This window comes from Salinimicrobium sp. TIG7-5_MAKvit, from assembly GCF_049569215.1.
GTDB classification, from domain to species: Bacteria; Bacteroidota; Bacteroidia; order Flavobacteriales; family Flavobacteriaceae; genus Salinimicrobium; species Salinimicrobium profundisediminis.
In genome coordinates this window covers 2,028,876-2,052,902 of the sequence record NZ_CP145903.1, presented here as the reverse complement: position 1 = coordinate 2,052,902, position 24,027 = coordinate 2,028,876, and the positions used below count along the sequence as shown (strand labels likewise).

Annotated in this window: 19 protein-coding genes; 13 read left to right on the top strand and 6 right to left on the bottom strand. The window is 41.6% G+C overall.

The window, feature by feature from the left end:
- Positions 1 to 53 precede the first annotated feature (53 nt).
- From V5739_RS09230 to V5739_RS09205, 6 genes are all read left to right on the top strand, one after another.
- Complete coding sequence (locus tag V5739_RS09230) at positions 54 to 1,250, top strand: glutamate-5-semialdehyde dehydrogenase (protein ID WP_423817928.1); 1,197 nt, start codon at positions 54 to 56, stop codon at positions 1,248 to 1,250.
- Positions 1,234 to 2,055, top strand: a complete 822-nt coding sequence (gene proB, locus V5739_RS09225; RefSeq protein WP_266068031.1) for a glutamate 5-kinase — start codon at positions 1,234 to 1,236, stop codon at positions 2,053 to 2,055. The genes V5739_RS09230 and proB overlap by 17 nt, the downstream gene beginning before the upstream one ends.
- A gap of 1,577 nt (positions 2,056 to 3,632) precedes the next feature.
- Entirely contained in the window at positions 3,633 to 5,387 is a 1,755-nt protein-coding gene (aspS, locus tag V5739_RS09220) for an aspartate--tRNA ligase (protein ID WP_423817927.1), read from the top strand.
- Positions 5,388 to 5,429: 42 nt separating this feature from the next.
- The gene (locus V5739_RS09215; RefSeq protein WP_266068033.1) at positions 5,430 to 7,223 is read left to right on the top strand and encodes a chloride channel protein; all 1,794 of its coding nucleotides are present in this window, start codon (positions 5,430 to 5,432) and stop codon (positions 7,221 to 7,223) included.
- On the top strand, positions 7,220 to 7,465 hold the full coding sequence (locus tag V5739_RS09210) for a hypothetical protein (RefSeq protein WP_266068034.1): 246 nt from the start codon (positions 7,220 to 7,222) through the stop codon (positions 7,463 to 7,465). Before V5739_RS09215 ends, V5739_RS09210 begins: the two co-directional genes overlap by 4 nt.
- 101 nt (positions 7,466 to 7,566) lie before the next feature.
- On the top strand, positions 7,567 to 7,761 hold the full coding sequence (locus V5739_RS09205; protein WP_228914110.1) for a cold-shock protein: 195 nt from the start codon (positions 7,567 to 7,569) through the stop codon (positions 7,759 to 7,761).
- Positions 7,762 to 7,821: 60 nt separating this feature from the next.
- Here the strand turns inward: V5739_RS09205 and V5739_RS09200 are convergent, their stop codons facing one another.
- Positions 7,822 to 8,775 (bottom strand): NAD-dependent epimerase/dehydratase family protein, encoded by a 954-nt coding sequence (locus V5739_RS09200; RefSeq protein ID WP_423817926.1) that lies wholly within the window; start codon positions 8,773 to 8,775, stop codon positions 7,822 to 7,824.
- A 131-nt stretch (positions 8,776 to 8,906) separates the two neighbouring features.
- Between V5739_RS09200 and V5739_RS09195 the strand changes: the two genes are divergently transcribed.
- Positions 8,907 to 9,488, top strand: coding sequence for a hypothetical protein (locus V5739_RS09195; RefSeq protein WP_423817925.1), 582 nt, complete (start codon positions 8,907 to 8,909; stop codon positions 9,486 to 9,488).
- Positions 9,489 to 9,702: 214 nt separating this feature from the next.
- Here the strand turns inward: V5739_RS09195 and V5739_RS09190 are convergent, their stop codons facing one another.
- The gene (locus V5739_RS09190) at positions 9,703 to 11,214 is read right to left on the bottom strand and encodes an FAD-dependent oxidoreductase (protein ID WP_423817924.1); all 1,512 of its coding nucleotides are present in this window, start codon (positions 11,212 to 11,214) and stop codon (positions 9,703 to 9,705) included.
- A 139-nt stretch (positions 11,215 to 11,353) separates the two neighbouring features.
- Between V5739_RS09190 and V5739_RS09185 the strand changes: the two genes are divergently transcribed.
- The 3 genes from V5739_RS09185 to V5739_RS09175 all read left to right on the top strand — a co-directional run bounded on the left by V5739_RS09185 (position 11,354) and on the right by V5739_RS09175 (position 15,562).
- Positions 11,354 to 12,868 (top strand): carboxypeptidase-like regulatory domain-containing protein, encoded by a 1,515-nt coding sequence (locus V5739_RS09185; RefSeq protein ID WP_423817923.1) that lies wholly within the window; start codon positions 11,354 to 11,356, stop codon positions 12,866 to 12,868.
- 66 nt (positions 12,869 to 12,934) lie between these two features.
- Positions 12,935 to 13,429: a nuclear transport factor 2 family protein gene (locus V5739_RS09180; RefSeq protein ID WP_423817922.1), complete on the top strand. Its 495-nt coding sequence runs from the start codon at positions 12,935 to 12,937 to the stop codon at positions 13,427 to 13,429.
- 69 nt (positions 13,430 to 13,498) lie between these two features.
- Positions 13,499 to 15,562: a M13 family metallopeptidase gene (locus V5739_RS09175; RefSeq protein ID WP_423817921.1), complete on the top strand. Its 2,064-nt coding sequence runs from the start codon at positions 13,499 to 13,501 to the stop codon at positions 15,560 to 15,562.
- Positions 15,563 to 15,693: 131 nt separating this feature from the next.
- Here the strand turns inward: V5739_RS09175 and V5739_RS09170 are convergent, their stop codons facing one another.
- Complete coding sequence (locus tag V5739_RS09170) at positions 15,694 to 16,890, bottom strand: IS256 family transposase (protein ID WP_423817920.1); 1,197 nt, start codon at positions 16,888 to 16,890, stop codon at positions 15,694 to 15,696.
- Positions 16,891 to 17,257: 367 nt separating this feature from the next.
- Here V5739_RS09170 and V5739_RS09165 point away from each other — a divergent pair, with 367 nt between their 5' ends.
- The 3 genes from V5739_RS09165 (at position 17,258) to V5739_RS09155 (ending at position 19,903) form a co-directional block, all read left to right on the top strand.
- Entirely contained in the window at positions 17,258 to 17,932 is a 675-nt protein-coding gene (locus V5739_RS09165) for a transposase (protein ID WP_423817919.1), read from the top strand.
- Between the two features lie 72 nt (positions 17,933 to 18,004).
- Positions 18,005 to 18,547 carry a DUF1697 domain-containing protein gene (locus tag V5739_RS09160; RefSeq protein ID WP_423817918.1) on the top strand — a complete coding sequence of 181 codons (543 nt, stop codon included), beginning with the start codon at positions 18,005 to 18,007 and terminating at the stop codon, positions 18,545 to 18,547.
- Positions 18,548 to 18,676: 129 nt separating this feature from the next.
- Complete coding sequence (locus tag V5739_RS09155; RefSeq protein WP_423817917.1) at positions 18,677 to 19,903, top strand: MDR family MFS transporter; 1,227 nt, start codon at positions 18,677 to 18,679, stop codon at positions 19,901 to 19,903.
- Between the two features lie 317 nt (positions 19,904 to 20,220).
- Here V5739_RS09155 and V5739_RS09150 read toward each other — a convergent pair whose 3' ends face one another.
- The 3 genes from V5739_RS09150 to V5739_RS09140 form a co-directional block, all read right to left on the bottom strand.
- Positions 20,221 to 20,583: a DUF1508 domain-containing protein gene (locus tag V5739_RS09150; protein WP_423817916.1), complete on the bottom strand. Its 363-nt coding sequence runs from the start codon at positions 20,581 to 20,583 to the stop codon at positions 20,221 to 20,223.
- 181 nt (positions 20,584 to 20,764) lie between these two features.
- The gene (locus V5739_RS09145) at positions 20,765 to 21,538 is read right to left on the bottom strand and encodes an NAD(P)H-binding protein (RefSeq protein WP_423817915.1); all 774 of its coding nucleotides are present in this window, start codon (positions 21,536 to 21,538) and stop codon (positions 20,765 to 20,767) included.
- Between the two features lie 152 nt (positions 21,539 to 21,690).
- A complete protein-coding gene (locus V5739_RS09140; RefSeq protein WP_423817914.1) occupies positions 21,691 to 24,003 on the bottom strand; it encodes a M20/M25/M40 family metallo-hydrolase in 2,313 nt (770 codons plus the stop codon).
- Positions 24,004 to 24,027 lie beyond the last annotated feature (24 nt).

Genomic DNA, 24,027 nt, shown 5'->3' with positions numbered 1-24,027 from the left:
GTGTTTGGACACTTAAGGCAGGAACAATTTAATTATTAATTAAAATTCAACGAATGAACACTCAGTTAACCATTGATGAACGTAACGCAGTTTTGGTCTCAATGGCAAATCTTGTGGAAAAGGAAAAAGACAATATTTTAAAAGCAAATAAGATCGACCTCGACAGCTATTCCGGGGAAGATCTGGCCATGGAAGACCGGTTAAAAGTTGATGATGCCAAAATTGAAGGTATGATAGGCTCCTTAAAACACCTGGCTTCCCAGGAAGACCCGGTAGGAGTGGAAAGATTCAGCTTTAAGCATGAAAACGGCATGCAGGTATACAACCGTACCGCATCTTTTGGTACCGTAATGATCATTTATGAATCAAGACCCGATGTAACTGTTGAAGCTGCAGGGATCGCCTTTAAATCGGGAAACAAGATCCTTCTTAAAGGAGGAAAAGAATCCCTTAATTCAAACCTGGAAATTGTAAAACTTTGGCACCAGGCTCTTGAAGAAAATAATATTTCTCCAAACTGGGTAGAATACCTTCAGTTTGACAGAAAACAAACTCAGGAATTTCTCGCTAACCCAAATCAGCAGGTAGACCTTGTGGTACCACGTGGTGGGGAACGCCTTATCAAATTCGTTAAAGAAAATTCTTCGGCACAGGTGATTGTGAGCGGACGCGGAAACAACTTCGTCTACATTCACGAAAATGCCGATACAGATATTGCTATTGATGTGATCTTAAACGGAAAAACAGGAAAAATTTCTGCCTGTAACGCCGTAGATAAAGTATTGATCGATTCAAGGCTTCCGAATAAAAAAGAGTTCATAAATGAACTTTTAAGCACCCTGAAGGAGCACAATGTAGAGGTAATTGCCGATAAGTCTCTTGAAGATTTAGATGGCACACGACCTCTTAACAGTGAAGATGAATGGTATGAGGAATTTCTCGACTATAAAGCATTGATAGGGGAAGTAGATTCTGTAACCGAAGCTATTGCCAAAATCAACAAATATTCTGGCGGGCATTCGGCATCTATTATTTCAAAAGATGACAAGGAAGCACAGAAATTCATGGAAAATGTTGATAATGCAGCGGTTTACCACAATGCTTCAACAAGATTTACTGATGGCGGACAATTAGGACTTGGTGGAGAACTTGCCATTAGTACAGATAAACTACACCAGCGGGGGCCAATAGGGCTTCAGCACCTAGTAACCAACAAATGGTATATTCACGGAAATGGACAAACTCGATAAAATTTTAGAACAGAATAATATACAAATGGAAACTCCAAAGAAGAAAAAGAGGATACTTTTAAAATTAGGTTCTAATACGCTAACCAAAGAAACCGACCATATTTCGAGAGGAAAAATTGAAGATATAGGCCGGCAGATTGCCGCCTTAAAAGACGATTACGAGTTCGTGATCATCAGTTCGGGGGCTGTAGCTGTAGCCAAGCAATTTGTGAACCTGGAACGCAGTGGCGAGAATATAGATGTAAAGCAAGCTTTAGCATCTATTGGCCAGCCGCACCTTATGCGTATTTTCCAGGAAAGCTTTAGAGAGCTTGGGTTGTTGATAGGGCAGTGTTTGCTATCGCCAAACGACTTTAGCAATGAAGATTCCCGTCAAAACATCATCAACACTGTAAATGTGCTGGTAAAGAATGATTACATCCCTATTATTAACGAGAATGACACTTCTTCTACCGATGCTATAAAGTTTGGTGATAATGACAATCTTGCTGCGCAAACAGCGGCTTTACTTGACGTAGATTTATTTATCATTGCCACTAATACGCATGGTGTCTACAAAAAAGGTACAATTGAAGCTAAAACTCCGGAAACCATCCGTAAGGTAAGTGATTTGGCAGAGCTCAAGAAAGAAGTAATGAGCGAGACAAAATCAACTCACGGTACCGGCGGAATGGAATCAAAAGTTTCGGCTGCCGAGATCACTCAAAAAGCCAAGATTGAAACCTGGATCGTGAATGGTCTTGATGACAACTTTATCCTTAATGCTATTAATGATAAGGTGCATTTCACAAGGATTCACCACTAGATTATATTGATATTAATAGAAAAGCTGCGCAGTGATGTGCAGCTTTTTTTTATGCTGAAATTTTAGCTGAAAAATCCAATTCACTCCCTGCCCCGTGATTGTACACGGCCCGGATTGCAAAGAAAAAAATTCGTGGATTCTTGGCAAATAAAGATTCTACTCGGCACGGATTACAAATCCGCGCCAACCTCAGGTAATAAATAAGAAATACTCAAGCACCAAATTCCAATTTATGCCTTGTCACAGGTAGGAACGAAATAGAAATTTTTAAATAAAATCCTCTGTGCATCTGTGGCAGACATTTCACAAGAGTCCAAAGTTTTCGTTCACAAAAAACTTCAGAAAAAAACAGAAAATTCGTGGATTCGTGGCAAAAGAGTTGGTTGTGCTCGGCACGGATTACAAATCCGCGCCAACCTCACGTAATAAATAAGAAATACACAAGCACCAAATTCCAATTTATGCCTTGTCACAGGCAGGAACGAAATAGAAATTTTCAAATAAAATCATCTGTGCATCTGTGGCAGACATTTCAAGAGCCCAAAGTTTTGTTCACAAAAAACTTCAGAAAAAAACAGAAAATTCGTGGATTCGTGGCAAAGAAATGTTTGTACACGGCGCGGATTGAAAATCCGCGCCAACTTCACGTAATAAATAAGAAATACTCAAGCACCAAATTCCAATTTATGCCTTGTCACAGACAGGAATGAAACAGAAATTTTCAAATAAAACCATCTGTGCATCTGTGCATCTGTGGCAAAAATTTCACAAGAGCCCAAAGTTTCATTCACAAAAAACTTCAGAAAAAAACAGAAAATTCGTGGATTCGTGACGAAAAAATGTGTTTGTGCTCGGCACGGATTGCAAATCCGCACCAACCTCACGTAATAAATAAGAAATACACAAGCACCAAATTCCAATTTATGCCTTGTCACAGGTAGGAACGAAATAGAAATTTTTAAATAAAATCCTCTGTGCATCTGTGGCAAAAATTTCACAAGAGCCCAAAGTATTCGTTCACAAAAAACTTCAGAAAAAAAATTCGTTGATTGGTGGCGAAAAAATGTTTGTACATGGCACGGATTGCAAATCCGCGCCCACCTCACATAATAAATAAGAAATAGTCAAGCACCAAATTCCAATTTATGCCTTGTCACAGGCAGGAACGAAATAGAAATTTTCAAATAAAATCATTTGTGCATCTGTGGCAGACATTTCTTAAGAGCCCAAAGTTTTCGTTCACAAAAAACTTCAGAAAAAAAACAGAAAATTAGTGGATTCGTGGCGAAAAATTGATTGTACACGGCACGGATTGCAAATCCGCGCCAACGCGCTGCTCTAAATGATCTGCGTATATCCGCGAGATCAGTGGGAAAAAATTATAATCATTGGCAATTAATTCCACGTTAAAAGCCAAAAGCCTGAAAGCCAAAAGCATTTTCAGGAAGACCTCCCAAAAATGCCATTTTTGGCACCTCTTTAAATTTAGATTCAAATTTTCTCGATTACTTTTTCCAATCTTCTTTCAATCCCGTGAGTTCTTCTTATTTTTGCCCCTCTAAAAGATCAAAACGATTATGTACAGAAGTCATACCTGCGGGGAATTAAGAATAGAAGACCAAGGAAAGCAAGTAACCCTCTCAGGATGGGTACAAAAGACCAGGGATAAAGGATTTATGGTGTGGGTTGATCTACGGGACAGGTATGGCCTTACCCAGCTTATTTTTGACGAGAAACGCACCCCAAAAGAGATCATGGAAAAAGCTTCCCAGCTGGGTCGCGAGTTTGTGATTCAGGTGAAAGGAGAAGTCATTGAGCGGGAATCCAAAAACCCTAACATGCCGACTGGTGATGTGGAGATCCTGGTTTCAGAATTAAATATTCTTAATTCGGCTCAACTTCCGCCGTTTACTATAGAAGATGAAACTGATGGAGGCGAAGACCTTAGGATGAAGTATCGTTACCTCGACATAAGACGTAACCCGGTGAAGAACAAACTCATCTTCCGCAGCAAAGTGGCTATGGAAGTGCGTAAACTTTTATCAGAAAAAGGATTTATTGAGGTTGAAACTCCTGTATTAATTAAATCTACGCCCGAAGGTGCCAGAGATTTTGTGGTTCCCAGCCGCATGAACGAAGGACAGTTTTACGCTTTACCACAGTCGCCACAAACTTTTAAGCAACTGCTTATGGTAGGCGGAATGGATAAATACTTCCAGATCGTAAAATGTTTTAGAGATGAAGATTTGCGTGCAGACAGGCAGCCGGAGTTCACACAAATTGACTGTGAAATGGCTTTTGTAGAGCAGGAAGATATCTTAAACATGTTTGAAGATTTTACACGTAACCTCATCAAAGCAGTTAAAGGCGTTGAGATTTCAGAATTTCCGCGCATGACCTATGAGCAGGCCATGAGGAAATACGGAAATGACAAACCCGACATTCGTTTTGGAATGGAATTCGGCGAACTTGATGACCTGGCCAAGAACAAAGGCTTCAATGTTTTTGATCAACAGGAACTGGTAGTAGGAATTGCGGTTCCGGGTGCTGCTTCCTATACAAGAAAAGAGATCGATAAACTTATTGACTGGGTAAAAAGACCTCAGATTGGTGCTAACGGATTGGTTTGGGTAAAATACAACGAAGACGGATCACTGAAATCTTCGGTTGACAAATTTTATTCGGAAGAAGACCTTAAAGCATGGGCAGAGAGAACAGGAGCAAAAGCAGGAGACCTTATCCTGGTAATGGCAGGTGATGCCGATAAAACCCGAACCCAGTTAAGTGCACTAAGAATGCACCTGGGCAATGAACTGGGCTTAAGGAAAGCCGACGAATTTGCACCGCTATGGGTGGTTGATTTTCCCCTTTTAGAGTGGGATGAAGAAACAGGAAGGTATCACGCCATGCACCACCCTTTCACTTCCCCAAAACCCGAAGACATCAAATTACTTGACACCGAACCCGGGAAAGTTAGAGCCAATGCCTATGACCTGGTGCTCAATGGAAACGAGATTGGAGGAGGCTCCATAAGAATTCATGACAAGAATACACAGGCAATGATGTTCAACCATCTTGGATTTACACCCGAAGAAGCTAAGGCTCAATTTGGCTTTCTCATGGATGCATTTCAATATGGCGCACCACCGCATGGCGGTATAGCCTTTGGTTTTGACAGGCTTGTTGCCATACTGGGTGGTCAGGAAACTATACGTGATTACATCGCTTTCCCTAAAAACAACTCGGGCCGCGATGTGATGATAGATGCTCCGGCAAGAATAAGTGAAGATCAACTTAAAGAGCTAAACTTAAAGTTACAAGTTAATTCCTAATATAAATGTCCTGCCTGGCAGGACATTTTTTTCTTTATTACTATGAGTACTAAAAGCAGGAATCCGTTATTTACAAGGTTTTTGATTTGGAGAACCAAACACCTTTCTTTGCAGCAGTTTGTAATGATACTGGCGGCCCTCATAGGTTTTACTGCAGGTTTGGCAGCTGTGGTGATCAAGAACCTCACCCACTTTATTCAGCGTTTACTTGAAGGGGAGCTAATTGTAAACTATCACCATGCTTTCTACTTCATCTTTCCTATAGTTGGGCTGGCACTTACATTATTCATAGCAAGGTATGGGATAAGACATCCCATAGGGCACGGTATACCTTCAACTTTGTACGCCATTTCAAAGAAAAAAGGGCTTATGAAGCCCATGCAAATGTATGCCTCCATACTCACAGCACCTATCACGGTAGGGTTTGGAGGATCTGTAGGGCTTGAAGGCCCCACAGTAGCAACAGGAGCGTCCCTGGGTTCAAATATCTCGAGAGCTTTTAACATGAACCAGGCGACCCGCACCTTACTCATTAGTTGTGCGGCAGCCGGTGCCATGTCAAGTATCTTCAAGGCTCCTATTGCGGCAATTGTATTCGCCATTGAAGTTTTTAGCCTGGACCTCACCCTGGCCTCCCTTCTACCTTTGTTACTGGCTTCAGTTTCTGCTATACTTACTTCGTACTTTTTCTTTGGTTCAGATATTATTTTGCCTTTTAGCCTTAAAGACAGCTTTGAAATGAGTGATGTGCCTTATTACATCCTCCTGGGTGTATTGGCTAGCCTCTGCTCCATCTACTTTACAAAAGTTTATTTCTGGATCAATAAATTATTTAAGCGTCTGGATTCTCCTTTTCACCGCTTACTTGTGGGAGGAGGAGCACTGGGAGTGCTTCTTTTTCTCATTCCGCCGCTGTATGGAGAAGGTTACAATGTAATAAATAATTTGCTGCAAGAAGATTATCTTGAAGCTTTGGGCAGTAGCTTGTTCAATGAATACCTAGACAATTTTTGGGTGATCATTGCGCTCCTTGCCGGGCTGGTGATCTTCAAAATTGTGGCCACTTCGCTTACTTTTAACGCAGGTGGAATTGGAGGGATATTTGCTCCCGTTCTATTTATGGGAAGCACCATGGGGCATTGCTTTGCTTTGTTCATGAACCACATTAATGTATTAAGAAGTCCATTATCGGTAAGTAATTTTACCCTCGTGGGAATGGCCGGACTAATGGCGGGAGTGCTTCACGCACCTCTTACTGCCATCTTCCTGATTGCTGAGCTCACTCACGGATACGAACTTTTTGTGCCGCTAATGATCACTTCAGCAATATCTTTTATGATCACTACCCGGTTCCTGCCACACTCAGTATACACCAGTGAACTGGCAAAACGTGGAGAGCTGATCACACATAATAAAGATCATGCCGTACTTACCCTTATGAATATAAAGCAGGTTATAGAAAGGAACTTTGTTACTTTAAAGACAGGCATGACTTTGGGTGAGATTGTGAAGGAAGGTGTGGTAAAATCATCGCGGAATATTTTTCCCGTGGTAGATAGCGACAATAACTTTATGGGTGTGCTATTGCTGGATGACATAAGACCAATAATGTTTGACAAAAAACTTTACGACAGCGTAAAGATTGAGGAGCTTATGCAGGCAGCACCCGATATCATTGATGAAGAAAAAGACAGCCCAAAAACGATAATGAAAAAATTTCAGGAAACTGATGCCTGGAACCTTCCGGTAGTGCGAAAGAATAAGTATCTTGGGTTTGTATCAAAATCTAAGCTTCTTACTGCCTACAGGAAGAAGTTAATAGAAGTAACAGTATGAAAGTTTTATCCATTCTTACCCAAATAGTGGCCATTTTAATCGGGATCTCCTTTTTAGCGGGGTTTTATATTATGCAGGATGATCAGGCATTAGGAGACAGGATTGTGGGGCTCTCTGTGCTTGCGACAGTTTTCTTTCTCTTACCCATGTTCCTGGTACTTCGCTGGCGCGGAAAAAAATTAAAAGATTACACGCTTTCCGATGAAAATTTGAAGAAAATGAACGATCGGAAAAAGAAGTAACTGCCACGTTTTAAAATTTTTAGAAATAAATAACAATTTGATTAACCCCTGTTTCAATAATTGGATTATGTTTGTACTTTATTAATTATTATTTTTTTACAATGGAAGGTACAGTTAAATTTTTCAATGAATCAAAAGGTTACGGATTCATCACCAACGACGACACAGGAAGAGACATCTTTGTTCACGTTACAGGACTTAACGGAGAAACTCTTAATGAAGGAGACAAAGTTGAGTATGAGGAAGAAGAAGGAAGAAAAGGATTGACCGCAACTAGAGTGCGCGTAATCAACTAATCATATTAGTTTTTAGCTCAATCAAAAAGTCCTGCACAGTGTGCAGGACTTTTTTTGGTTTTATACATGATGTACTTCCTTGATTCCTTCCAGCATTTGGGAAGTCATTTTCTCGAGGTCAAATTCATGCCTCCAGCCCCAGTCCTGGCGGGCAGCAGAATCATCAATGCTTGATGGCCACGAATCGGCTATTGCCTGTCTAAAATCGGGATCGTAAGAAATTTCAAAATCAGGAATATGTTTTTGTATTGAAGCAGCAAGTGTCTCTGGAGTGAAGTTAAGAGCAGAAAGATTGTATGAAGATCTTATTTTCACATTCTCAGCCGGGGCTTCCATTAAAGAAATAGTGGCTCTAATAGCATCATCCATAAACATCATAGGTAGCTCGGTATCTTCTTTTAGGAAGGAGGTGTATTTTTCGGTTTTCAGGGCCTCATGGTAAATCTCCACAGCATAATCTGTAGTACCACCGCCGGGCAGTGTCTTATAACTAATCAACCCCGGATAACGGATACTTCTTACATCAACGCCAAATTTCCTGTGATAATATTCACACCAGCGCTCCCCGGCCTGTTTGCTTATTCCATAAACCGTGGTTGGCTCCATGATAGTGGTTTGAGGAGTATTTTGTTTAGGCGTGGTAGGCCCAAAGACAGCAATACTTGACGGCCAAAAAACCTTGCTCACTTTTCCATCTTTTGCAAGGTTAAGAACGTGGAACAAAGAATCCATGTTCAATGCCCAGCCTTTCATGGGGAACTTTTCGGCTGTAGCACTCAGCATAGCTGCCATTAAGTATATTTCATCAATATCATATTGAATAACAAGGTCTTCAATTTGATGATAGTTGGTAGCATCGGCGATCTCAAAAGGGCCAGAAGCCATCAACTCTTTGCTTCCTTCCCTAATGTCACAGGCAATTATATTCTCTTTTCCCTGGTTTTCCCGCAGGGCCATAGTAAGTTCGGTTCCTATTTGCCCGCAAGCGCCAATTATCAATATCTTTGAAGCCATAAAAGTTTCTTTTTTAAGTAGCAGCAAAGATATTCAATTCAGGAAAGATGAGAAATTCCCTGATCCTAAATCAGGGGCCATTTTGGATATAATGCCTTAAAAAAACTGTACGAAAAGCATATCTTTAGAAAATGAGAAAAATTGTTCTGTTATTGAGTTTTGTCTCCTTCTTTTCCTGCGTAGAAAAACAGGAAGCACCGGTTCCTCCAATTGATTCTGAAAAATCATTTTTAGATCCTTTGGAGGTAAACACTACCCGCTCGGTAAATCTTTTACCTGAAGCAAGGGAGGTTGCCGGAGAATGGCTCGCATACGCCACTGCACAGAACGAAATTCAGAATTTAGAAAACAGTACCGGACAGGAAATACTCAGCTCGGCAAATAATCTCGTACAGATCATGGAAAACCTGCGTACCACCATTCCTGATTCCTTAAAAAGTACAGCGGTTGAAGCCCGTGCCAATGTTCTTTATACCAAAGCACAGATACTCCACCAACTTTCAAATAAAAAACAAAAGAACCCCGACGAAATACTTGATCTTGCTGAAGACATGATCACCGAATTTGATAATTTCAAGTTGCAGCTCAACGAACTTTTCCTGAAGACCCCCGAAAATTTTGAAACAGAACTCGACCGGGAATTTCAAGAGCCCCTGGAACCCGACAGTACCGGAACCATTCCACTATTTCGCAGAAATATTGAAAGGCAGTGATTTAAACGCAAACAAGAATCACGAGACTAAAGCCAAGACTTTTTTAAATATTCAAACACCAAATTCCCAACAATCTTTCAAAAAACATCCCGGCGAATCAGTGCAATAAGCGGTAAACCTTTTAAAGGAATAGGGTATATTAAATATTGTATAATCTAAAATAAAACTGCCTACTGCAACTTTACTAAGCATTGATCACCTGAGCACTAAATAACTATTCTTTCTCCCTCGCTGCCGGATACTTAGGCGCCAGTGGTGAAAATGCAGGACCTTCAATCACTTCTCCTGTTGCCTTGAACCTGCTTCCGTGACAGGGGCAATCCCAGCTTTTCTCGGCATCGTTCCAGTCTACTATACAATCCATATGGGTACAAACAGCCGACTGGCAATGTACCTGTCCCTTTTCATCTTTAAAAACTGCCCATTTTTCATTCTCAACTTCCACTACCTTTCCCTGGCCGGCAGCAATTTCATCAAATGAACCGGTTTCAGCTTTCCCCGACAGGTCTTTGATGTATTGTTTGGCAACATTGAGGTTTTCCTTGATGAAATTCTTTGCCGACTTAATAGGGGTGAACCTGGATGCTTTATAGAGATCACTCCACTCATTTTCCCTGTCATTAAGTTGGTCATTTAAGATCATAGCCGAAAGCACCCCATACGTAAGCCCATCTGTAGAAAAACCTGTGGCGATATAAATATTGTTATCAGAGCTTTCGCCTATATACGGCAACCCATCTGCAGGTTTGTAATGCTGTGCGCTCCACTCATAATCAATTGAAGCAACATCAAAATGTTTTCTGGCATTCTGTTCCAGCTTTTTGAAGAAACGGCTGTAATCATCCTCCTGTCCAACTTTGTGGTGGCCACCTAACACCAGTACATAATTATCTTCTCCCTTGCTGTATGTGCGCATTGAAGTATGAAAGTCGGCCTCTGTATCCCAGTAAATACCATCGGGAAAATCACCTGAGTTTAATTTAGCTGCAATTGCATATTCCCGGTAAGGATAAAGTGCGGTTTGCAAGCCATAAATTCCCTTGGGAGTATGGGTGGCTAAAATGACCTTTTTGGCAGTTACTTTACCGCTATCGGTTGAAAGTACAAGATCTTCCTCCTTTTCAATGTGGTGGACCTCCGAATTTTCAAAGATCCTGCAATTTACACTGTCAATTTTTTCTGCAAGCCCCCTCACAAACGCAGCAGGATTGAACTGGGCCTGCCCTTCTACCTTTATCGCCTTACTCACTTTTACAGGTATGGGTAAGTCGTGTACTTCTTCTACCGGCAACCTGTAATGAGCAGCAGCTTTGATCTCCTTCTCTATGGTCTCGTCCTTTTTTTCTGTCTCGCTAAATAGATACCACGGCACGCGCTTAAAACTGCAATCAATCTTATATTTATTTACCAGTCCCTCTACCAGGTTTACTGCCTGTCCCCGCGATTGCGCCACTCTTGAAGCTGTATCTTCATCCCATTTGCTTTGAATGTGATGCAGGCGCTTATCTACCATAGCGTAGAGGTTCCCTGTAGAATCTCCAGTGGTTCCGCCACTTATAGTACCTGCTTCAAGAAGCACTACATTTTTACCCGATTTTGCCAAAAGGTATGCGGTTGTAATTCCCGTAATACCTCCCCCAACAATGGCTATTTCGGCACTAATATTTTCATTCAGTTTCGGGAAGTTCGTGTTCGGGGCGGCTGATTTCCAGATAGATCGTGTCATAAAAAAAGGTCTTTTTTCTAAAGATAACAACCCTTGTTCCTGCTGCCAATTGTATTAAGTTAGTTTTTTGTTAATCCTGCCACAGCTAAAATTTTGTAACAATTGCTTCAGAATGACGTCTATAAACAAAACATTCTCAATGAAATCCCTCTTAGTATTCTTTCTGTTTCTCCAGGCTACTTTTGTTCAGGCACAGGAAATCAAAGCCAAAGTGCTTGATGCCGGTACTAAACAACCTATCCCTTACGCGAATGTTGTTTTTGGTGAAAACCGCGGACTCGTTACCAATGAAGAAGGCTACTTCAGCTATAATGCCGAAGAAGATAAACTTCCCGAAATAGTGAAGATCTCCTCTTTAGGGTACGAACTCCTTAAAATTACCCCCGCTGAAATTTCCGAAGGAATTATTTACCTAAAACCTGCATCTATTGAACTGGGCGAAGTCTTCCTTTCTAACAAGAACCTTTCAGCAAAAGAAATTTTAGAAAAAGTCAAAGAAGAGGTTAATCACAACTACAACTTTGACAACAGCAAAAAGAGGATCTTCTTAAGACAATCTGGCACCAGTTATGTACGCCGGTTTGATATGGAGGTAGATAAAAGTACAATTGAAGGGATTGATCAGGACCTCATGAATGAGATCTCTGCAAAAATCCCTAAAGTTTCCGATTCGTATAAAGAAGTTTTGGCCGACATGTACGGGAACTATGACACCCAGAAGGTCAACATCATTAAAGCGGCAAACCTTTACAATCCGCAGAGCATGAAAAACCTGGAGGAGATTACCGAAAATTTCAACACGCTCTTCATGAACACCTTAAAAGAACGTTCTTACCTAAAGATAAAATCGGGGATCATAGGGTTTAAGGTAGATGAAGATGAATTGAAAGAAGGACTGGTAGTGACCGAAAAAAAGGAAGAAAAAACTCCCGAAGAAAAAGAAAAGGCCAGGGTTAAAAGCAGAAAGTATCTACAGGAGAGTTCAGATGCTAATGTAAAAAGGCTTATGAACGGTATGTTCTGGAAAGAGGATATTACTTTTAACCTTTTTGACAAGTCGAACAAGTACAAATACAACCTCAACGGCTACGCATATATTGACAGCAATACCGTTTACGTCATAGATTTTGAACCCAAAAGAGGAGCCGATTTTAAAGGAAGGATGTACGTCAATACGTTAGATTATGGGGTACATCGTTTGGAATACGAAAATGTGAAGCCATTAAAGAAATTTCGTCTCTTCGGAATTAGCACTGCCGATGATGTTTACCGCGGCAAGATGATCTTTGTAAAAGACGAAGCCGGAAAATACAACCTGAGTTACCTGGAGCGCGAAACCGGGGAGACCGTGGGAATTAAGCGGCCACTTACCATTATTGAGAAGAACAAACACGTTAAAGGCCGCCGCAAACAAAATGAACTCGACCTTGACCTCGATCTTAGGGTGAGCGAAATCGTGAAGCTACAGCTGGTAGTATATCAAACCGAAGCCATGGCTCCCGGAAGCCTCGATAATATTGCTGCCACCGATGATTTTGAATATAAAACCTTTAAAACATACAACCCCGATTTCTGGAGCGGGTATAACATCATTGAACCCAACGAGGCCATTAAAAATTTCGTTGCGCTCGATGCCGAAAATGAAAGTTTATAAGAACTTAATTTTTATCCTTCTACCTACTAAAGACTACAAACTATAAACTATAAACTATAAAAACCTATGCAAAAAATACCTTTTTTGACACTCCTGTTTTTCTTCGGAAGCTTTGCCTTTGGGCAGTCCGAAAAGAGCAGCGTGAACAATCTTCTCGAAGAATGGCATAACGCTGCTGCCGAAGCCAACTATGAGAATTATTTCAGTTTAATGGCTGAAGAATCTGTCTTTATAGGCACAGATCCTACCGAGAACTGGAACAAACAGGAATTTATGCAGTGGTCAAAGCCATATTTTGACCGTGGCACGGCCTGGAGCTTTAGCACCCTGGAACGGAATATTTTCTTCGCCGAAGATGCCAAAATAGCTTGGTTTGACGAGCTACTGGATACACAAATGGGTATTTGCCGCGGGAGCGGTGTAGCGGTAAAAGAAGGTGACACATGGAAAGTAAAACACTATGTACTGTCAATCGCTGTACCCAATGAACATGTAGATTCCCTAACCTCTCTAAAAGAAGATTTTGACCGCAGGTTGATCACTAAATTAAGAGCAAACTAAGCGGCAGCGACTAAATTGAAAATTCATTCCTTTTTACTAAATTTCGCAGCAATAAAAACAAATTTTAACATGAATAGAATAAGTAAAGGTTTTCTACTTTCTTTTATGGCTACAGCAGCTTTCACAAGCTGTAAGAACGACAAAGAAGTTGAAGCCGAAGAGCCTCGCGGCATCAACCTTGCCTACATGGACACTATCGTGACGCCGCAGGAGAATTTCTTTAGGTACGTAAACGGCCGCTGGCTGGACACAAACGAGATTCCCGAAGACAAAACCGTATGGGGAAGTTTTAACGAGCTCCGCGAAAAAACAGATGCCGATGCACTTGCCCTTTTAGAAGCTGCAGCAAAAAGCGACACCCTTGACGGGAACAGCGACCAGGCTAAAGCAGTTTACCTCTACAAGACCATCATGGATACCGTTGCCCGTAACCAGCAGGGAATTGAGCCTATTCAGCCTTACCTCGATAAGATTGCGGCTATCAAGACCAAAGAAGACGTGCAGACTTATCTTGAAGAGATGCAAATGTATGGCGGCGGCGGATTCTTCAGCTTTGGTGTAGGTGCCGATGCAAAGAATTCTAACATGAACGCAGCTTACCTATCTCCGGGAGGTCTTGGCCTACCCGACAGGGATTATTATATTGCTGAAGATGCCGACTCAAAAAAAAAACGTGAGAAGTATGTTGCTCACGTAACCAAAATGCTTCAGTATTTGGGAGATTCTGAAGAAGAGGCTGCAAAAAAAGCAAAAACTATCCTTGAATTTGAAACCGCCCTTGCGCAACCAATGTTAGACAAGGTAGAACGCCGTGACGCCCGAAATACATATAACCCAATGACCGTTGCCGAACTTCAGAAGAAAGTTTCCGCAGTGAACTGGAACAAATATTTCGAATCTATTGGCGCTACTAACATAGATACCATTATTGTAAGCCAGCCGCGCTATATGGAAGCTGTTCAAAAAACCCTGGCCTCTCAAAATGTTGAGGAGTGGAAAGAATACCTTAGATGGGCTCTTTTCAATGATGCAGCAGGAATGCTTACTACCGAGATTGAAGATGCCAACTGGGACTTTTACGAAAAGACCCTTCGCGGTGCACAAAAACAACTGCCACGTAACGAGCGTGCCCTTGCCACAATTAACCAAACGGTGGGAGAGGCACTGGGTAAACTTTACGTAGAAGAGCATTTCCCGGCTGAAGCAAAACAAAAAGCTGAAGAAATGATCGAGAATGTGGTAAAAGCTTTTGAAAACAGGATTGACAACCTTACCTGGATGAGCGACAGCACCAAGGTAAAGGCCAAGCAAAAACTGGGTACCACAAAGATCAAGGTAGGTTATCCTGATACCTGGAAAGACTATAGCAGCATAGACATTAAAGAACCTGCAAATGACGGTTCTTATTTTCAGAATATGCTCAACATTGCAAAATGGAGGGTAGAAGAAGAAATCTCCGAACTTGGAAAACCTGTAGACAAGAGCGAATGGTTCATGGCGCCACAAATTGTGAACGCTTATTACAACCCGCTTTACAACGAGATTGTGTTCCCTGCGGCCATTTTACAACCACCTTTCTACGACTATAAAGCCGATGCTGCTGTAAACTACGGTGGAATTGGAGCGGTAATAGGCCACGAGATCTCTCACGGCTTTGACGACAGCGGTTCGCGATTTGATGCTGATGGAAACCTGAACAACTGGTGGAGCGAGAAAGACCTGGAGCAGTTTGAAACCCTTGGCGGAAGTCTGGCTGACCAGTACAGTGCTATTGAAGTGTTGGATTCAGTTTATATCAACGGAAAGTTCACACTTGGTGAAAACATTGGTGACCTTGGAGGTGTGAATGCTGCCTACGACGGACTCCAGATTCACCTGAAGGAACACGGAAATCCGGGAGAAATAGATGGATTCACGCCCGAGCAGCGATTCTTTATGAGCTGGGCTACCGTTTGGAGAACCAAGATGAGAGAAGAAGCACTGCGCAACAGGATCAAGACCGATCCACACTCCCCGGGAGAATACAGAGCTTACGTTCCATTACAAAATATTGATGCTTTCTATGAAGCTTTCAATATACAGGAAGGAGATTCAATGTACGTAGCTCCTGAAAACAGAGTGAAAATCTGGTAATATCTTTCAAAAGAACATTTCAAGCCCCTCCAAAAGAGGGGCTTTTTTTATTTCCAAAGGAAAAAAAGAAAATATATAGACACTATCCCGTAAAGTGTGTAAGTTTTAAATAAAGGGGTTTGACTTTTTATCTAAAGTTGAACCCTTTCTTCGTATATAGTCAAGAACTGATTGAGGACGATTCCCCAATTTCTAATGGGCATAGACCATTTTTTGGTTGCTTCCCTCAGAGCCAAATATACAGATTTCATTACAGCATCATCGGTTGGGAAGGATAATTTGTTTTTAGTGTACTTTCTGATCTTACCATTCAGGTTCTCAATAAGATTGGTGGTGTAAATGATTCGCCTGATCTCCAGCGGGAACTCATAAAAGACGGTAAGGTCTTCCCAGTTGTCCCTCCAGCTTTTTATCGCATAAGAATACTTAGAGTTCCATTGGGTGGCAAAATCTTCCAAGGCAGCTTCTGCGGCTTGTTTGGTAGGTGCATCGTATATCAACTTCATATCCCTGGTAAAGGCTTTTTTATCTTTCCAAACTACATACCTACAGGCGTTTCTGATCTGGTGAACCACACAGATTTGAGTTTTAGACTGTGGAAAAACATTCTTAATGGTATCCGTAAATCCATTGAGATTATCAGTGGCAGTGATTAAAATGTCCTCAACTCCCCGGGCTTTCATATCGGTCAATACGCTCATCCAGAAGGCGGCAGATTCATTCTTTCCTAACCAAAGGCCAAGAACTTCCTTTTTACCATCTCTTCTAAGGCCTACAGCTATGTAAATGGTTTTGTTGACTACCTTAGAGTCCTCTCGAACCTTGAATACGATTCCGTCCATCCAAACGATCAGATACACAGGCTCTAAAGGACGATTTTGCCAGGCTACGATATCATTGCTGATTCTGTCTGTAATTCTGGATATAGTAGAAGTAGAGACATCAAAACCATACACCTCAGAGATTTGCTCCTCAATATCGCTATTGCTCATTCCCTTTGCATATAGTGATACAATAACATTTTCAATCCCGTCCACCATGTTTTTTCGTTTGGGAACGATCATGGGATTAAAAGAGCCATCACGGTCGCGGGGAACCTTTATAGTGTCTTCACCGTAAGAGCTGCGAACCTTTTTCTGAGAATAACCGTTCCTGGTATTTCCAGATCCAGACTTTTGGTTCTTGTCGTAATCCAGATGGCCATCAAGTTCACCTTCAAGTATTTTCTCCAATCCTCGTTTTTGAAGTTGCTTGAGAAAGCTGCTAAGTTCTTCTCCGGATTTAAACTGTTTTAAAAACTCATCATCGAATAGATCTTCTTTTTTCATCAATGTGTAAATATTAGTGCCTGGATTTTGCAGGCAAGGTTAAAAAAATAACGGGGCTAACAAACCCCGTTATTCAATACTTACACAGTTTTTAATATAGTGCCAATATAAATTCCGCAGGGATTAAATAATTCCGCCAGGAATTACTCCAAAAGAAAAGGTACAGACGTTGCATGCAACGTCTCCACGTCTCCACTGCCACACCATCCCCCACCAACACCTCTCAAAAATGGCATTTTTAAACACCTTTTTTTAGAAATGTTTATCTTATAAACAATTGATATTTAAAATTTTATATCTTAAAACCTCTTCGGAAGAAGAATAAATTCAACCAAAATTAGCAACACACTCATTAAGCAGGTGCCCAATGGCCGACCTTTTTAAAAACAAATACCGAATAAAATCTGCCCGACTAAAAAGCTGGGATTACAGATGGAATGCCGCATACTTTATCACCATCTGCACCGCCAATAGAAAACACTACTTCGGAGAAATTAAAAATAAAAAAATGGAATTCTCTCCCACAGGCGTGATTGCAGATATCCTGTGGCACGAAATCCCCCACCACGCCTCTGGCGTGGAATTAGGCAATTTTGTGGTGATGCCCAACCACATCCACGGCATCCTCATCCTTAACAATCCCGAAATCCCAAAGGAAGAAAATATTTCCAAAGGAAATATTGAAGAAGGAAGAATTGAAGATCGATTAGATCCAAAAAATGATTCCCCCGGGAATCATTTAGATGATTCCGTACAGACGTTGCATGCAACGTCTCCACTGTCTCCTCAGCCCCAGGATTATCCTCAGCCTCCCCCAAAAGATCCCCAAATGGCAAAGATCTCCCCAAAATCCAATTCCATCTCTACAATAATAAGATCATATAAATCGGCCACCACAAAACATGCCCACCGGCTGGGATTTGATTTTGAATGGCAAACCCGCTTTTATGATATCATCATCCGGAATGAAATCTCTTTTCAAAACATTTCCAACTACATCAAAAATAATCCGGCAAAATGGAAAGAGGATAAATTCCATTGATCATAAAATAATTACCTAAAGAAACCTTTACCTTTCAATAATGATATTATACTAATCACATTCACCATTCACATGAATAGAAAAATTGCAATTTTAAGAGGAATAAATGTTGGTGGAAAAAGAAAGATCCTGATGACCGATCTAAAAGCCTTATGTGAACAATTGGGTTTAGAACAAATAGAAACTTACATACAAAGTGGCAACCTCCTTTTCAATTCTCAACTAAAAAACTCTAAGCTGGAAGATTTACTTGAAGATGCTATTCAAGAAAAATTTGAATTTGAAGTACCTGTCATTGTTCGGGATTCAGAAGAACTGCAGACTTCGATTCGTAAGAATCCGTTTTATGATAAAAATACAGACATCAATCAATTACATCTGACCTTTTTAAAGGAAAAACCTTCGAAAGAAAATTTAGAAAAAACACAATCCTTTAACTACGACCCCGATAAATTTAAAATCGCAGAAAAAGAGGTATTCATTTTTTGCGAAGGTAAATACCACCAAACAAAACTGAACAACAATTTTTTTGAGAAGAAATTAAAAATTGGAGCTACAACCAGGAATTGGAAAACCATCCTAAAACTCCATGAATTAAGCAAAAAACAGATATAATTGCCCCATAGTGAGCATGGCAGTAGCAGAAACTTCTAAAACTGTAAACTGCGGCTACTAAAAAAAATACTGGCAGCAGCAACCAAACCAATCCATTTTTAATTTAATTTCAGCCTTTTATTTTCAGCAATGTTACAGCGATTATTTAAGGCGTATATAGGATCATTTAGCGACCTGAGGCGGGAGGTATGGCTGCTGGCGTTTATCACCTTCATCAACCGTGCGGGAACCATGGTGATCCCGTTCCTTTCGCTGTACTTGACTAAAAACCGCGGCTTTTCTCTCGAAGAAGTAGGCTGGATCCTCACTTTCTTTGGCCTGGGCTCTGTTGCCGGCTCCTGGCTGGGCGGGAAACTTGTCGACAGGATTGGCCACTACAAAACCATGGCCTTTAGCCTGCTCATTTCGGGCGTGTTATTTATCTTTTTGCAGTTTCCCACCACTTTCTGGGGAATTTGCGCCGGAATCTTTATCGTAATGCTGGTAGCCGACACTTTTAGGCCCGCAGTTTTTGTCGCCATTAACGCCTACAGCAAACCTCAAAACCGAACCCGCTCCATTACCCTCATTAGGCTCGCTATCAATCTCGGATTTTCCGCAGGGCCCGCCGTTGGCGGATTGATTATTGCAGGTGCCGGTTACGGCGGACTCTTCTGGGTAGATGGGATTACCTGTATCACAGCAGGTTTTCTGCTCCTAAAGTTGCTTCATCCTAAGAAAGCTGTTGAAAATCCCAAAGAAATCCACAGCATTCCGAAGTCCATGATGAAAGACAAACCTTACCTGGTTTTCATTGGTGCCATGATCTTGTTTGGGTTTGTTTTTCTGCAGTATTTCTCCACCATCCCCTTATATTACGCCGAAGTACATTTTCTAAGCGAGTTCGAGATTGGAGTTTTACTGGGCTTAAACGGTTTCCTCATCTTCCTGTTTGAAATGCCCCTCATCAAATACCTGGAAGCAAAAGTCCGTTCAACGCTTTTCCACGTCATCACGGGCTCTATACTTGTCGCCATCAGTTTTATGCTTATCAATCTTACAGGATGGGTGGGAATCCTGCTTGTAGGAATGATCTTTTTGACCCTTGGCGAAATGATCGCATTTCCGTTTTCAAACAGCTTTGCCCTCAAAAGAGCCGAAGGTGGAAAACAAGGTTCCTACATGGCTTTGTACAGTATCGCCTTTTCTATAGGCCATATTTTTGGCCACAATTCCGGAATGCAGATGATCAACAAATTCGGGTACGCCACCACATGGAACGTCATGATCCTGCTTTCCCTAATTGCATGCGGACTCCTGGTTTATGTGATGTTCCTGGTAAAAAAAGAAAATCACACCCCTGTTCTCGAAACTTAATCTGAATTTTCTTCGGAAAGATATTTTGAAGAAGATTGCTTTTCTTCAGAAGAAAACATACATCTCAAAAACGATATTTTAGGCACCTTTTTCACCCCCGGAAATATTCTAAAGAAAATAGAGAAAAAAAGGAAAGAAAAATGAGGAAGAGAAGATAGAATAGAAGAGAAAAGAATGGGGAAAGAAATGGAGGAAATGGAGGAAATGGAAAAGTACAGACGTTGCATGCAACGTCTCCACAGCAATTCCCACAGCAATTCCCACAGCAATTTCCACAGCAATCTCCCCACTCCAAAATATTTAATTAATAAGAAAAATCATTCTTCTTCTTCAACCTCTGCAAAAACATCTTCATTCAGAGAAAAATCCAGTGTTTCGGCTTCGGGGACATACTTTAAGAATTGATCAATACCTTTTTGAAGCATTAATTCCGTAGAGAATTTTCGGCTGGTGGCTAGCACAAATCCGCCGCGGGTAATCCTGAAAAAATATTTTCTCGAACCCGTTCTGGCCTTCCTGAATGTGAAAGAATCGAGCTCCCCCTGAATTGTCTCTATGATCTTTTCACAGTCAGTTTTTTCCCTGCAGGCAATGCTGGTGAAGATGGTTTTTCCCTTCCGGGAGGCAAAAGTGAACTTATAATTCCCATTATCTCTTTTACTTATCACAAATGCGCTCATAGGCTATCCTCGAATTTTTCAAAACCTCAAATCTAAAAAAACGGAGGTATGATGCCACTGCAAAATTTCAAAAGTTATTAAGATTAAAATATCCATAAAGAAGCACCAAATGTCAAATTCCAATTTCTAAAGAGTACTTAATTGATTGGCGCGGATTTGCAATCCGTGCCGGAAATATTCATCAAATTCCGGCGCTGAATTCTACTCCCAGCTGCCGCATAACTTTTGAAGCTGAAATCACTTTCCCTACAGATGGTGCGGACTCATCGAATTTGGGAAGCTCCAACTCCATTTCCCGTGCTTTTTGCTGATAATATTGCTCCTTCGGCGGATTCAGTGGAAAAACGGCATTGTATACCTCTCCAAAAATGTCATTTTCGAGTACCTTTTTTATCACCTGCAGGCAATCTTCCAGGTGAATGAGATTTACAGCCCCCAACGGATTTGCAAGTCCGCTCCTGCCGGCAAGGTACTTCACAGGATGGCGCCCCGCACCAATGAGTCCGCCAAAGCGAATTACAGTAGTGTCAAAAATGGCATTTTCAAGAAGAATTTTTTCTGCGGAAATGATTTCCTTCCCAGAAGCTGAAGTGGCATTTGGTTGAGTATCTTCGGTATAAACAGGAAAGCTTTCTGCCTCTTCATAAACGGAAATTGAAGACACAAAAATGACCTTTTTGATACCTGAAGCCTCAATAGCTTCAGCCAGCTTTTTTATAGCTTCGGAATAATTCACTTCCGGGTTCTTTCGAAGTCCCGGGGGAAAATCAACGATCAAAATGCCATTTTTGGAAAGGAAATCTTCAATGTTTCCCTCAACACCTTCCGCAGTAACTTTTATTTGAAGAGCCTCAATCCCTGCCTGTTTTAAAACGGGAAGCTTTTCAGCAGAAGTTGTAGAACCCTTTACCGAAAGGCCTTCAGCCATTAGCATTTTAGCCAGCGGGAATCCCAACCAGCCGGTTCCGAGGATGGAGATGTTTTTTGAATGAATAACGTCTAATGTTTAAGGATTAATAAAATTACAAACACCCAATATAAACCATAATCAATTAAACTACAATTTAAAGCTTCTTGTATCATTGTTTACTGGTAATCGTTTATTACTCATTGTAGTACAAAGGTTTTTTTCACCACAATGGCATCATTCAGCACAAAAGGCCGCGGAATCATATCCTCATCGCGGGCCGGTACCTGCAACTGCGGATTCTCAAACAGGTCATAAGATGCCTCCAAAAGGGTGATTTTGGGCTGCAGCCCTTCTTTAACAGTCATTTCCAGGCGCAGGGTGTCTTTGCTCACGGCGTAATAAGACAACAACTGGTCCCACCACCTATTTTTGTGAACGTGAAGCTCACTCTGGTCGGGTTGAAGGTAGCCTGCTTCCAGTCCGTTGGCTTTAAAAGATTTAAAATTAATCGTTTTATCGGCAAAAAGGGCCATTCGATTGATCTCCCGGTTTGGAGCGATTTTTACGTGGTACACATCCTCTCCTTCAGCTTCGTAACTGGCTTTTTGAACAGAGATATAGGGTGCAGGCAACATAATTTGTGGTGCCGGGGCGGTTTTGCTAAAACTGCTGCCATTCTTGCTCCCAAACCAATACTCTTGTTGTGCAGCTTCAGCATCTTCAAAATAAGCTGCGGTAAAGGTATCTAGCCCGGCATCATAAGTGTTCCAGGTGGCTATATTCCTATCCTTATCGACCACGTAGACCAGGCTGTTTGGCCGTGGACGTGCCTCATTGAATTCCGATTTAAAATGTGCAACAAGGAACAACCCTATAAAAATCACAAAACTTACGAATCCAAAAAGCTGATTACTCCTTAGCGCTCCAAAAACCGGCCACAGCAGCACGAATAATAATACTACCAGAACAGCCGACAGAAAGAGCATTTTAAGCTCCAATGCAACCGGGAACGACAGGATGAACGGCATGAGAATAAAGATATCCGGCAGGCTCAAAAAGGCCAGGAGGATCAATTTCCATTTTAAATCGAGGATCAAAATGAATAGCTGTACAATCCCAAACATAAGCGGAAGCACGAAATATGCCGCCCCTTTTAAGTAGACTGCAGCCAGGGCACTTATAATCCACCACAAAATAAGCGGCGCTACCAGAAGTTCATGTGTATTTTGAGGCTTCCGGAACCTGTGATAAACGTAAAAACAAATGGCGAGGGCCAGGAAGATTATGGCTGCAAGGTACCAGTAACCATTGTAAGTAAAGCCGTGCTCCATTTCCTGGTACTGCGGGTAAAACCAAAGGGCGAATTCCCAAAAGAAATAACCTGCCAACCCCGCCAGGAAAAGCGATAGCAGCAATGGCAAAAAGCCTTTCAGCATTGGTTTCACCCTCAGCTTTTTCTTCAACATCCCAAAAATAATTACGGCAAGCAGCAAAAGAAGCGAAATGAACAACAGGGGAAAGATCCAGCTGTATGGATACGTTACTAAATTAAGCCCGGGAATATCAAAAAACAGCACATCTTCTTCGGAATTTAAACTGCTGAGTGGTGCCGAAGCCGAATACTTCAGCAAGGGCACTAAATAACTTCCCTGGTGGGCCAGCGTACGTGCATCAAGATTTTCAGGAATATCTGTAGCCGTGTGATAGTCGAAGTGATCATCGATAAAAGCAAAATTGAGTCCGTTGATATTCCCTTGCTCGCGCAGCACAGTAAGATCGGTATCGTTGGGCAGCATTTTATAAACGCTGTAAGCCAGGGAATTTGTGACGGGATAAGAGACTTCGGCTTCAGTAAAAAGATCAATTAAGGCTTTATTTCCTCCATTGGTCTCAAGCAGCATAAAAGAATTCCCTCCACTACCACGAGATTCAAAATTGAGGGCCAGCCCAACATTTGCAGCCCACGGGTGTTCTTTTACAAACAATTCGGCACCGTTGAGGCCCAGCTCTTCAGCATCGGTAAAAAGAAGAATGATGTCATTATCGGGAACATTCCCCGAAGCACGATACGCCCTGATAGCTTCAAGTATGGTTGCCACGCCGCTGGCTGCATCACTGGCGCCCGGCGAAGAATGCATTGCACTATCATAGTGTGACATAAGAAGCAGCGCCGGCCCCTCACCCTTGCCCGCTATTCGCGCCAGGATATTTTGTGAACGTACTAAAGTACCCGTTTTATTAAGGGTAAAACCTTCCTGCATTTCAATGAGAAGGCCCAGGTTTTCAAGTTGATCTACAATATAATTTCGGACATGTGAATGCGCCGCACTACCCACATAGTGAGGTTGCTGTGCCAGGGCCTGGACGTGGTTAACAGCCCGGGCCGTAGAGAATTCATTAGCTGGTACTTCTTTATCTAAATCTACATAGGGGCGTGTTCCCTGCACACTCCAGCTGATACCTGCAATAAGAACCAGGAGCGCAATAAGTGCCTGAATATTTTTAGCCATATTCAAATATATCCAAAAGCAGTT